11 protein-coding genes and 1 riboswitch are annotated in these 11892 nt (G+C 36.8%); of the genes, 5 read left to right on the top strand and 6 right to left on the bottom strand.

The window, feature by feature from the left end; translation table 11 throughout:
• Positions 1-389 precede the first annotated feature (389 nt).
• The 3 genes from G466_RS0114370 to G466_RS0114360 all read left to right on the top strand — a co-directional run bounded on the left by G466_RS0114370 (position 390) and on the right by G466_RS0114360 (position 2716).
• Positions 390-872 (top strand): cupin domain-containing protein, encoded by a 483-nt coding sequence (locus G466_RS0114370; RefSeq protein WP_026814293.1) that lies wholly within the window; start codon positions 390-392, stop codon positions 870-872.
• Between the two features lie 61 nt (positions 873-933).
• Complete coding sequence (locus G466_RS0114365; RefSeq protein WP_026814292.1) at positions 934-2316, top strand: FAD-binding oxidoreductase; 1383 nt, start codon at positions 934-936, stop codon at positions 2314-2316.
• Positions 2317-2335: 19 nt separating this feature from the next.
• On the top strand, positions 2336-2716 hold the full coding sequence (locus G466_RS0114360) for a cupin domain-containing protein (protein ID WP_026814291.1): 381 nt from the start codon (positions 2336-2338) through the stop codon (positions 2714-2716).
• 105 nt (positions 2717-2821) lie between these two features.
• Here G466_RS0114360 and G466_RS0114355 read toward each other — a convergent pair whose 3' ends face one another.
• The 5 genes from G466_RS0114355 to G466_RS0114335 all read right to left on the bottom strand — a co-directional run bounded on the left by G466_RS0114355 (position 2822) and on the right by G466_RS0114335 (position 7549).
• The gene (locus tag G466_RS0114355; protein WP_026814290.1) at positions 2822-3157 is read right to left on the bottom strand and encodes a cupin domain-containing protein; all 336 of its coding nucleotides are present in this window, start codon (positions 3155-3157) and stop codon (positions 2822-2824) included.
• Positions 3158-3524: 367 nt separating this feature from the next.
• Positions 3525-4205: a type 1 glutamine amidotransferase domain-containing protein gene (locus G466_RS0114350; protein WP_026814289.1), complete on the bottom strand. Its 681-nt coding sequence runs from the start codon at positions 4203-4205 to the stop codon at positions 3525-3527.
• A gap of 48 nt (positions 4206-4253) precedes the next feature.
• A complete protein-coding gene (locus tag G466_RS0114345) occupies positions 4254-5252 on the bottom strand; it encodes an NADP-dependent oxidoreductase (protein WP_026814288.1) in 999 nt (332 codons plus the stop codon).
• Positions 5253-5334: 82 nt separating this feature from the next.
• Positions 5335-5913, bottom strand: coding sequence for a TetR/AcrR family transcriptional regulator (locus G466_RS0114340; protein ID WP_026814287.1), 579 nt, complete (start codon positions 5911-5913; stop codon positions 5335-5337).
• 316 nt (positions 5914-6229) lie between these two features.
• Positions 6230-7549: a Na+/H+ antiporter NhaC family protein gene (locus G466_RS0114335; protein ID WP_026814286.1), complete on the bottom strand. Its 1320-nt coding sequence runs from the start codon at positions 7547-7549 to the stop codon at positions 6230-6232.
• A gap of 50 nt (positions 7550-7599) precedes the next feature.
• Positions 7600-7698: riboswitch (SAM-I-IV-variant riboswitch) on the bottom strand.
• 316 nt (positions 7699-8014) lie between these two features.
• On the opposite strand from G466_RS0114335, the gene G466_RS0114330 reads away from it, so the two are divergent.
• A complete protein-coding gene (locus G466_RS0114330; RefSeq protein ID WP_026814285.1) occupies positions 8015-8209 on the top strand; it encodes a cold-shock protein in 195 nt (64 codons plus the stop codon).
• A gap of 77 nt (positions 8210-8286) precedes the next feature.
• Here the strand turns inward: G466_RS0114330 and recQ are convergent, their stop codons facing one another.
• Positions 8287-10410 carry a DNA helicase RecQ gene (recQ, locus tag G466_RS0114325; RefSeq protein WP_026814284.1) on the bottom strand — a complete coding sequence of 708 codons (2124 nt, stop codon included), beginning with the start codon at positions 10408-10410 and terminating at the stop codon, positions 8287-8289.
• 359 nt (positions 10411-10769) lie between these two features.
• Here recQ and G466_RS0114320 point away from each other — a divergent pair, with 359 nt between their 5' ends.
• On the top strand, positions 10770-11849 hold the full coding sequence (locus G466_RS0114320) for a metallophosphoesterase (protein WP_026814283.1): 1080 nt from the start codon (positions 10770-10772) through the stop codon (positions 11847-11849).
• Positions 11850-11892: the final 43 nt, after the last annotated feature.

Genomic DNA, 11892 nt, shown 5'->3' with positions numbered 1-11892 from the left:
AAACCATAAAAAAAATCCCGGAAACATCGATGTTCCAGGATTCGTTCTGTCCAGTTTTTAGTGAAAATCGGCCTACTCCCGAATATCCCTAATTAAATTTACTCTAAAGTAATAGCTGTTTATTACAATTAAGGGTTCTCACTCTTATAAAGAATCGTAAAGTAGTCAATATTCATTACTGCTAACATTTATATCGCCCCATTTTAGTTTTAAATAACCATATACCACTGGTTTCCTATCTCAACATCCACACCTAAGGTAGGTAAATGTTATAGGGAATAAGGAAATGATTGAGCGTTAAATCCTTAGGTTCCCTTGAGTTTTGGAACGACTGGAGTTAGTATTTACCATTGAGAAAATGGCAACATTAATCTTAAAATATCTAAGTCATGAATTACAATCTGATTTCAACAAATTTAAAAGGAGTCTTATTGATGACCTCCCTATTTCTAGCAAATTGTTTTTACGGACAAACTGAAATGGAAAAGGTTACGGAATCATCACGGATAAGGACACATGTGGACAAGGACTTGAAATGGGGGCCTTGTCCGGCCTTTATGCCAGATGGATGCACTATTGCAGTGTTACACGGAGATCCCTCAAAAGAAAATGTGGATGTCTTTTTTAAAGTACCTGCCAATTATGAAATACCTGCGCATTGGCACAATTCCGTTGAGCGTATGGTTCTTGTTTCTGGAGAATTGCATGTTACCTATGAAGGTGAAAAAGAACAACTAATGAAAGTTGGCTCCTATGCTTTTGGTCCATCAACTAAACCACATAGTGCCAAATGTGGAAGTAAAGATCCCTGTGTCCTGTTTATAGCCTTTGAAGAACCATTGGACGCTATTCCAGTGGTAATGAAGCAGTAATAAGAAGAGGTCTGTAAAAAACAAATCAAAAAAAGAACAGTTAATCATAAAATCAGCAAAAATGGAAACAATGACAAGTTTAGATGCAACATTTATAGCAACCTTAAAAGAACAAATTAGAGGCGAAGTGATTATGCCTGAGGATGCCATTTACGAAAGTGATAGGAAGGTATTTAATGGTATGATAGACAAACGTCCTGGAATGATTATTAAGTGCGTTGATGCAGCAGATGTAATGGCGAGCATTAATTTTGGTCGTGAAAATGATTTATTGATCGCTATAAGGGGAGGCGGACATAATGGAGGTGGATTAGGAGTTTGCGATGATGGTTTAGTCATAGATTTGTCTGCGATAAAATTTATTCGTGTGGATACTTCCGATAATACGGTTCGTGTTGGGGGAGGAACCTTATGGGGGGAGGTAGACCACGCCACCCATGCCTACGGACTGGCAATTCCTTCTGGGATAATATCTTCAACAGGGGTAGGTGGGTTAACCTTGGGTGGGGGCGTAGGCCATCTTTCTAGAAAATTTGGACTTACCATAGATAATTTATTAGAGGCGGATATGGTTTTGGCAGATGGAAGCTTTGTAACCGTAAATGAAAATCAACATTCGGATCTTTTCTGGGCCATTCGTGGGGGTGGAGGAAACTTTGGGGTGGTTACCTCATTTAAATTCCAAGCCCATCCTTTAAAAACGGTTATTGGCGGACCAACTTTATGGCCAATAGAACAAATTGAGGAAATTATGGCTTGGTACGATGGATTTATTAAGGCTGCTCCCGATGATTTAAACGGCTTTATTGCCACTATGGTTATCCCTGGGCCACCCTTCCCAGAATCGTTGCACAATAAGCAATTTTGTGGGATTGTATGGTGCTATACTGGAGATCCAATAAAATTTGAGGCCATCTTTAAAACTGTGCTAGATAAAAAACCAGTGTTTCAACACGTAGGCGAAATGCCCTATCCCGCTATCCAGACTATGTTTGATGGGTTCTTTCCACCTGGATTACAATGGTATTGGAGAGCCGATTTCTTTAATACTTTGGGACCAGAAATTAGCGCTGGACACTTAGAATATGGTTCAAAAATTCCGACACCACTGTCGCAGATGCATTTATATCCCATAAGTGGGGCTGCTAGTAGGGTAAAAGCAGACGCTACTGCTTGGGCTTATAGGGATGCTAGTTATGCGGGTGTAATTGTAGGGGTAGATGCAGATCCAAAAAATAACAACAAGATTACAGATTGGTGTAAAAACTATTGGGAAGCCCTTCATCCATACTCCGCGGGAGGGGCGTATTCCAATTTTATGATGGATGAAGGTCAGGAACGGGTAAAAGCTAGTTATAAACATAACTATAACAGGTTGGTAACCATCAAACAAAAATACGATTCCAGTAACCTATTTAGTGTGAATCAGAATATTAGAGCTTAACAATCTAAACACGTAAATCATGAAAATGAAAAAAGAAGATTTGCCCATAACTATGCAGGCACCAAATACAATTATGAGATCTTTACCAGATTGTGGCGGGTTAACAATTGGATACAATGAACTTCCTGAAGGTACAGATTTCACGCCTTTATTACAGGGATTGAGTAACAATAGCTGTCATTCCCCTCATTGGGGATATATCTTGGAAGGCAAAATATTAATTATCTACGATAATGGGAAAGATGAGTTGGTCAGTGCGGGGGAACTGTATTATTGGCCAGCAGGGCATACCGCAATAGTAAAGGAAAATCTTAAGATAATTGAATTTAGTCCTACCAAAGAACTAACCGAGGTACTTGCTCATGTAGGCAAAAAAATGGCAGAATTGGGTGGAGATTAAAAATCATACAAGGTTTAATTTGGTTTCCGGCCAATTTGGGATAGGATACTTATAAAAATCACTCCACTTTTTATAGTTATAGGAATGGGGTGTCTGGAATAAAGTTTAAGCAACACTTTCTACACGTTTAACAGTATCACGCTTAGATAAGGAAAGCCTGATAATACAATCTTCTGTACATAAGAGATCATGAGGTACATTTGCTTCCAATGCAATTAGATCCCCTTTTTTAAGTTGGTGGACTTCCCCGTTCACTCCAAAATCAATACTACCTTCAAAAAGGGAAACTATAATCGGAAAGGGAGCCGTATGTTCTTTCATTACCTGCCCTTTGCGCATTAAAATCCTAATCTCTTTTGTGCTGCTGGTTTCCATAAGCAAACTTACAGCAGGCTTATTTTCTTTATAAACTAAGTTATCTGTAATGGAAGCTGTTATCATAATTTAGATGCATTATTATTTATCACCGACTAATTCTGATGATATAATTATTAATTCTGGACATAATCCCATCTGCTAAGGTATATAAAACTTAACAATAAAAGACTTTTTTATCCTTTATTGTTCTGGCTGTTTAATTGAATTACACTGAGATTTCTACGAGGTATCTCGTAGCAAAAATAGAATCAATTTCGGTCAGTTTAATAATGCCCTCCAAGTTAAATTAATGGACAGAATAAACCTAAAAAAAACGCTTACTCTAAATAATATTAGAGTAAGCGTTTATAATACTTACAAGAAATATTTAATTGTTCTTTAAGACAATTGTCTCTTTATATACCCATAAAGCAACGGCCACAAATAAGATTTATTTACTTAAGATCTCCAACAATTTATCTGCAACCAATTTGGAGGATGCGGGATTTTGACCTGTAATTAAATTACCATCTTGCAGTGCATAGGCTTCCCAATCCCCAACTTTGGAATAAATTCCTCCTTTATCTTTCAACATATCTTCAACCAAAAAGGGAACCACATTGGTGAGTTGCACCGCCTCCTCCTCAGTATTAGTAAAGCCGGTTACCTTTTTACCTTTTACCAAAGGAGTACCGTCATTATTGGTAACTTCTTTAAGTGCAGCAGGAGCGTGACAAACAAAAGCAATGGGTTTTTCTTGATTATTAAAGGCTTCGATTAGTTTTATGGACGTAGCATCAGTTGCCAGATCCCAAAGGGGACCATGTCCACCAGGATAAAAAACCGCATCGTAGTCACTAGCGTTAATTTCATCCAATTTCTTAGTGTTTTTTATTTTCTCCTGGGCCGTTATGTCTTTCTTAAACCGCTCCGTATCTTCAGTGCTGGCATCAGGCGTATCGCTACTAGGATCTATAGGAGCTGGGCCACCTTTGGGCGTAGCCAATGTAATGTTTGCTCCTTTGTCCAATAAAGTGTAATAAGGGTTGGCAAATTCTTCTATCCAAAAGCCGGTCTTCTTTCCTGTATCTCCTAATTTATCGTGAGACGTTAATACAAATAATACTTTCATTTTCTTATTTTTTAAGATTAATATACTGGCAATCGTTATAAGTAAGCACTACGCTTTAACAATCATTTTCCCTTTATTTTTACCTTCAAACAGATCTAAAAATGCTTGTGGTGTACTATCAAATCCTTCTACAATAGTCTCGGAATAAGATAATTTTTCCTCAGCCAGCCAGGTAGCTAATTGTTGCATTGCTTGGGGGAATTTATCAGAATAGTTAGAAACAATAAACCCTTGCATCAAAGCGCTATTTTTTATTAGGAAAGGTTGAACGCTAATGCTATTTGGAATCTCTGTACTATTATACACGGAAATGGCACCACAAATAATCATTCGTGCAAATCTGTTAATATTAAATAAGACCGCATCAGAAATGGCACCACCAACGTTATCAAAGTAAATATCAATACCATTTGGACAGGCTTTTTTTAGAGCAGCTCCCATATCTTCTGTACTGTTATAATTTATAGCATGGTCAAATTTAAAGTCGGATTTCAGCATTTCAACTTTTTCGTCTGTGCCCGCTATTCCTACTACGTTTAGGCCTAAAATTTTTCCTATTTGCCCAACAACGCTCCCTACCGCACCTGCAGCTCCGGAGACCACTAAGGTTTCACCTGCTTTGGGTTTTCCAATTTCAGTAAGGCCCAAATATGCCGTTAGTCCAGTCATTCCTAGAACTCCTAAATAAGCACTTAGAGGAGCTTTGTCTCCGTCTACTTTTAAAAGGCCTTCCCCGTTTGATATTTGTTTGGTTTTCCAATCCAACATCCCTACCACATAGTCGCCCTCCTTAAAGTGATCGTTCTGAGAAGCAGTTACCTTTGCAACGATACCGGATGATAAGGGTTTGCCTACTTCAAAAGGAGGAACATACGATTTGGCATCACTCATTCTTCCTCGTAAATAAGGGTCTACCGAAACATAGGTTGTTTCTAAAACCAATTCCCCCTTATTTGGATTTAAATCCATGTCTGAGTTAATTAATTCAAAATCTGATAAGGTGGGAGTTCCCACTGGTCTTTGCTTTAATACTATTGTCTTCATTATCTTTTATTTTTAATCTATTTGTAATGGAAAGCTGTCTATCGTTATAATAAACAGTCTTTTAAATGTGAATTCTGCGTATTAACTAAATTGAAATACTATTCCACGCTGCCTGAAATGCTTCTTCTAAAGTCTCTTCATTCAACTTAAAAGCGCCTCGGTTTTGCATAACCATTAAAAACGAAAGTGGATTTATGCTATAAGCGTAGAGTAGGTAAGGGGACATAGGTTTAAGGATACCTTCCTCTTGTCCTCGTTTCCATAAGTCTAGTAGAGGTTGCAAATGAATGAGGCCTTCCTGTCTACTAGTCTCATCTATAATGGGCGTATTATCACACTGCGCTAAGAACAGTGCTTCTTCCATTTCTTTCAATTTAAAATCGGCGATTCTATTCCAGATCAATTTAAATCCGTCTGCTACCGGTGTATCTGGAGTGTAATTTGTAAAGACATAAGAAGTAAAAGCCTGTTTAACTTCTATATACACCTTGTTTAATAAATCTTGTTTATTTTCAAAATACAGATAAATGGTGGCAGGGGAGACGTTCGCCATTTTAGCGATTTTAGACATTGGTGTAGCATGAAACCCATTATTATTCACCAGACTTATTGTAGCCTGGATTAAGGCATTTCGCTTTTCTATACTTTTTTGAAGTTTTGCCATAAGGCGAATTGTATGTAGTTTTAAGTTGAGTCCTAGATTAGTTTGTCACTTACTTCGGTACAAAGATATGCAACTAAAAATGAATGTTCATTCTTTTTTGTCGGTTTAACAAGATTTTATGCTAATTTAATCTCAAGGAGCATAGATTAGACCAGACCTGTTGTTGGCATACTATTATTTCCAAGAAAAATATCAGGAGTAATATAGTTTCCCTTACCCAATTCCAAAACTTGTAATGGAAATATTATCACTGATGTGGAGTAGAGGCTAAAGGGTAAAAAGTATACCTTATGGGAACAAATAATTTGGATTCAATTTAATTCACTGACATTTCTTTGCTATTAAAGAGCGGTTTTACTCCAATATAAAGCAGTGTCCAAATTAATAAAATATAGAGGTACCAAGTATTAGAAATTAGATCTAGATAATCTAATCTGCCTTTAGAAAGGCTTAAAATCATTAACACCTGGGCACCATAGGGTAAGAGACCTTGAGATATACAAGCGAAAATGTCTAAAATGGAAGCCGTCTCTTTCTTATCCAGACCGTAATCATCATTAATATTTTTAGCAATAGATCCCACGATGATTATAGAGACCGTGTTGTTGGCAATAGCTGTATTTACGGTTCCCACCAATGCTGCAATACCATATTGGGCAGAAGCCTTTCCTTTAATAAAGCCTTTAATCTTATTCAAGATATAATCTATCCCTCCATTTTTTGCTACCAATGCGGCCAGTCCCCCTGAAAGTAAAGATAAAAGGAAGATCTCCGTCATGTTGGTAAATCCGTTGTAAGCAATTCTAGTAGATTCCAGAAGAGTGAAGTCTCCATATCCAATCCCTAGAACACCTCCAGCCACTACTCCTAAAAGGAGTACTACAAACACATTAATTCCTATAACGGACAGGCCTATTACCAGAAGATAGGGCAAAATTTTTATAAGGGAATAATCTTGGGAAATTACTTCTGCAGTATTGGTTGTTACTCCTAATCCTTGGATGATCAGGATAGTAATGGTCAACAATGCTGCTGGTAGCGCAATTTTTATATTCTGTTTAAATTTATCACTCATTTTGCACCCAAGGGATTGGGTTGCGGCAATGGTAGTATCAGATATCAAGGATAGGTTATCCCCAAACATAGAACCACCTAATAAGGCCCCACATAAAATTGAAAGAGACACATCGCCTTTATCGGCAAATCCTACTACAATGGGGGCCAAGGCTAATATAGCACCTACAGAAGTCCCAGTAGACAAAGATAAAAAAGAGGCAATAATAAATACCCCGAAATAAACATACTGTATTGCGATATAATCTAATCCAAAATTTACGATGGCATCTACACTTCCGGTAGCCTCAGTAATTGCGGCAAAAGCTCCGGCCAATAGATAAATAAGGCACATGGTTAGAATCTTATCATCACCACATCCTTTAAGGAGGGTCTGAATTTTTGAATCAATAGATTGTCCAAAAATTATAAAAGCTACCATAATACCTGCTATGACCGCTATTGGAGAGGGTAAAGCGTAAAAATCGTTAAGATATATTCCGGCACCTAAAAAGGTAAAGACAAATACCAGTAAAGGTATTAACGCTTTAAAACTTGGAGCAGGATAATTTTGAAATGCCATTCCTAAAATTTAGAAGATTCCAAAAAAGATAAAGGCAATTATTAGGAATATGGGGTAACGTTGTTTCCAAATCCAATTGGCTTATCCCTTTAGCACCTTGCTTGTTAGTGCAGGTTGCTATCTCTTTATGGAGATTCTTGATAATTAAGTCGGCAAAAATAAGGTAATATCACATCTTAAGCTCCTAAAATCATTATATTTTTTCTCCTTATGCTTTAGTACTATTTTAAATCCCTTAAAAAAGTTTAAATACGATAAATTTAAGTGTAGTTTTATAACTAATTGATTTTAAAGAAGTAAGAAGTTGATATTTACAACATATTATTAAAGAAAACTTTTCTAAATATCGCCAAATATTGCGAATTATAAAATAATTAAAAAAATATTGGAATATATAGGTGAATTCTAAAATATTGGCCCCACATTTGCACAATATAAAGTATTTAAATTTTAATTATCATTACAATGAACAAAGGAACAGTAAAATTCTTCAATGAAACTAAAGGTTTTGGATTTATCACTGAAGAAGGCGTAGAAAAAGATCATTTCGTACACATCTCAGGATTGATCGACGAAATTCGCGAAGGCGATGAAGTTGAATTCGATCTTCAAGAAGGTAAGAAAGGATTAAACGCAGTAAACGTAAAAGTAATCGACTAGATATATCTTAATGTTTATAAAAGCCTGTCATTCGTGACAGGCTTTTTTTTTGTTTTGACTTAAAAAACATTTAGTTATTAAGTAATATTCTCTTTCTCTATTACACTTAAAGCTAGTCTGATAGTGGAATACTCTATTTTTTCATCAAAATATTCATAATATGGTTTTAGGGCATCCGGACTTTCCAACTCCTTTTTTGCCTTGACTATCTTTTCTACATCTGCTATATCCACATATTGATAAATATCCACATCTTTCCCATCGGTATACAACTTGGCTAAATGAGAAAATATGGTAGTGGATTTTAATTTTCTAATTTTTGCAATTTCTTCTATGCTCTTTCCTTCCTTATATAATTCATAGGTGTCGTTAAAAGTATGGGATTTACGTTTCTTTTTTTTTGTCTTCTCTTCTTGGAAGTTCTTTATTTCTTGAAGGAACAGATCCCCATAGACTTCCATTTTCCGTTGGCCAACACCATTGATCCGCATAAACTCTTCTTCAGAGGTGGGGCGTTCGGCTTCCATTTCCTTTAGTGTTGCGTCATTAAATACCAAGTAGGCTGGTATATTTTCATCTAGCGAAATTTGGAATCGCAGTTTACGCAAACGTTCAAACAAGGAGTTTTTACCAATTGGCTTGGATTTTTGTTCTTTTTCTAGCGCTATTCTTACCTCTTTTTCTACAGGTTTGCTGAGTCGCACCTTTGTTTTTCCGAATAATACCGATTTAGAGAAGGAGGTGAGTTTAAGGACGTTATTTTGGTGAAAGGCAATTTCGGCAAATCCTTGATTTATAAGTTGAATGATATAATGCTGCCAATCGTTCCAAGAAATATCTTTCCCAATTCCAAAAGTAGAAAGTTGATGGTAATTTTTATCTAATATGGAAGCATTATGTGCCCCCCGTAAAACATCTATAATGGTGCCCGTTGGCTCGGTTTCTTTTAAACGGGCAATGGTAGATAATATCTTTTGGGAAATAATGGTTCCATCAAAAAATTGAGGCGGATTTTTACAGACATCGCAGTTACCACAATCTTGCTGTAAAAATTCCCCAAAGTAGCTTAGTAGTATTTTTCTTCTGCAGGTAGGGGCTTCCGAAAACTGTTTCATCCTTTCCAACTTAGCTATTTGTACCTCTTCATTGGTAGCCCCTTCGGTAAACCTCCGTAGTTGTATCACATCAGCATAACTATGAAATAATAGGGCATGGGCAGGTAGACCGTCCCGTCCAGACCTACCAATTTCTTGATAATAGCCTTCAATATTCTTTGGCATATTATAATGAATCACCCAACGCACATTAGACTTGTCTATTCCCATTCCAAAAGCAACGGTAGCGCAAACGATTTGTGTTTTATCGAATATAAAATCCTCTTGCACCTTATTCCTGCTATCAAAATCTAATCCCGCGTGATAGGCGCTAGCCTTAATTCCACTTTTCTTTAATTTTTCTACTAAATTTTCTGTCGATTTTCTACTCAGGCAATAAATGATTCCTGATTCATTCGGTCGACGTTGAATAAAACGTAAAATCTGTGATACCCTATCGTGAGCTGCTCGTACTTCTAAGGCAATATTCTTTCGGTCAAATGAGGATAGGAATTGTTGGGCATTGGGAATATTAAGCTGTTCAACTATGTCTTGCCGTGTTGCTTTGTCTGCCGTGGCGGTTAAAGCAATTATTGGCGTGTTGGGTAAGGTCTTCTTTAAAAACCCCAACTGTTGATAGGAAGGTCTAAAATCATGTCCCCACGAAGAAATACAATGTGCTTCATCCACTGCAATAGCACTAATATACGTCTGGCTTAAAATAGGGGATAGTCCGGCTAAACTTTCAGGCGCCACATAAAGTAATTTTAACTTCCTTTTAGCTACCTGATTTAAAATTTCGCGCTGTTCTTCCGCAGACTGACTGCTATTAAAGAAAGCAGCTTGGATACCATTAGCCCCTAAACCGTCTACTTGGTCCTTCATAAGGGCAATTAAGGGTGATATTACCAAAGTTATACCTTCAAAAATAATGGACGGAAGTTGAAAACAAATGGATTTACCCCCACCTGTTGGCATAATCACTAGGCAATCTCGCTTCTCCAGAACCGAAGTGATAATAGCTTCTTGTTGGCCTCTAAAATGGTCAAAACCAAAATACTGTTTTAAGTGGGAATGTAAAACGTCTTTGGATTGGGTCAGCGGCATCATTCTTAATTTTGAAATGGACAAGTGGACAAAAGTATAAATTATATATCCTTAAATCCCGAATAGAACAGGTAGATTTTAAATTTACTCACTAGATAAGCATTGGATTGCTCCAATGAATGCCTGCCCGTTCCATTCAGGCGGGCCTGCCCGTTCCGTTCTCAGGCAGATTTACAATAAGTTCTTTCCATTCCTACATTCTTGGCTTGTTTTAGGCGAATTACCTGTTGTGTAGCGGCAAATAAACTAAGGACTAGGGGATCTGATAACAAATTCAGCTAAAGAATGGCATTATTTATAAATAAAATAATCGTAAATAATTGTATGTTTATATTATTCTACATTTTAATTGAATTATAATGAATCTATTCCGCTATTATTCCACATTATTTATTGCATCCTTATTTATTATCCAAGTAGGAAATGCACAAGAAAGCTATTCCCCACCTAAATTATCGCATCCAGATTCTTGGTCTATTATTTTGCTTCCCGATACACAGACTTATGTAAAGTTTGAAAGAAATCATGGAATACTGGAAACTATGACCTCTTGGATTAGTGAAAATATAGAGCCCTTAAATATTAAAATGGTGCTGTGTACGGGCGATTTGGTGGAACAGAACGAACTGTTAGTACCTGATGGTAAAAATGGGAACCTTCCAAGTAGGGATCAATGGAGGGCGGTTTCCCATGCGTTTGAAAAGTTGGATGGGAAAGTTCCCTATATTTTAGCTGCTGGAAATCACGATTTTGGATATAAGAGTGTTGAAAATAGGAAAACAAATTACAGCACCTACTTTCCTTCGCATAGGAATTTACTAAATGCTAAAGCGCTCCGTGCGGCTGGGAAAAATATTGACCTAATGCCCTCCGTAGAGAATGCAGCTTATGAGTTTGTCTCTCCACAAAAACGCAAATTCTTGTTTTTAAATTTAGAATTCGCACCACGTGATACCATATTACAGTGGGCAAAGGGAGTACTATCTCAGGAACAATTTAAAGATCATACTGCTGTAGTACTCACCCATTCCTACTTAAATGCAAAAAATCAACATATAGAAAAGGAAAATTATCCCATAGAGGATAGAAATTATGGTAAAGCGATATGGGAAAAATTAGTAGCCGATTCCAATAATGTGCAATTGGTATTTTCTGGCCACATAGGAGCACCAAATGATTTTAGAGCACATACTGCCCATAAAATAGATAGGAATGCTGCGGGAAAAAAAGTAAATCAGATAACTTTTAATGCCCAAGCTATGGGAGGAGGTTGGCATGGAAACGGGGGAGATGGATGGTTGCGAATTATGGAATTCCTTCCAGATGGTAAAACAGTAATCATGAGTACCTATTCGCCACACTTTGCTATTTCGCCGAGTACTCAAAAAATGTCTTATAATAAAGAGGATTATAATAATTTTGAAATTCAACTAGATTAAAATTATGAACAGGTAAAATTGAAGTAAATTACTTCTAAGGTTG

The organism is Arenibacter certesii DSM 19833 (assembly GCF_000429545.1).
GTDB classification, from domain to species: domain Bacteria; phylum Bacteroidota; class Bacteroidia; order Flavobacteriales; family Flavobacteriaceae; genus Arenibacter; species Arenibacter certesii.
Note: the sequence above shows the minus strand (reverse complement) of the source record. Positions and strands in the feature narration are given on the sequence as shown.

Excerpts from the sequence above, each read along its gene's own strand:
- G466_RS0114340 (WP_026814287.1), bottom strand. The coding sequence starts at position 5,913 with ATGGCAAAACTTCAAAAAAGTATAGAAAAGCGAAATGCCTTAATCCAG.
- recQ (WP_026814284.1), bottom strand. The coding sequence starts at position 10,410 with ATGCCGCTGACCCAATCCAAAGACGTTTTACATTCCCACTTAAAACAG.
- G466_RS0114365 (WP_026814292.1), top strand. The coding sequence starts at position 934 with ATGGAAACAATGACAAGTTTAGATGCAACATTTATAGCAACCTTAAAA.
- G466_RS0114330 (WP_026814285.1), top strand. The coding sequence starts at position 8,015 with ATGAACAAAGGAACAGTAAAATTCTTCAATGAAACTAAAGGTTTTGGA.
- G466_RS0114335 (WP_026814286.1), bottom strand. The coding sequence starts at position 7,549 with ATGGCATTTCAAAATTATCCTGCTCCAAGTTTTAAAGCGTTAATACCT.
- G466_RS0114355 (WP_026814290.1), bottom strand. The coding sequence starts at position 3,157 with ATGATAACAGCTTCCATTACAGATAACTTAGTTTATAAAGAAAATAAG.
- G466_RS0114370 (WP_026814293.1), top strand. The coding sequence starts at position 390 with ATGAATTACAATCTGATTTCAACAAATTTAAAAGGAGTCTTATTGATG.
- G466_RS0114350 (WP_026814289.1), bottom strand. The coding sequence starts at position 4,205 with ATGAAAGTATTATTTGTATTAACGTCTCACGATAAATTAGGAGATACA.
- G466_RS0114320 (WP_026814283.1), top strand. The coding sequence starts at position 10,770 with ATGAATCTATTCCGCTATTATTCCACATTATTTATTGCATCCTTATTT.
- G466_RS0114360 (WP_026814291.1), top strand. The coding sequence starts at position 2,336 with ATGAAAATGAAAAAAGAAGATTTGCCCATAACTATGCAGGCACCAAAT.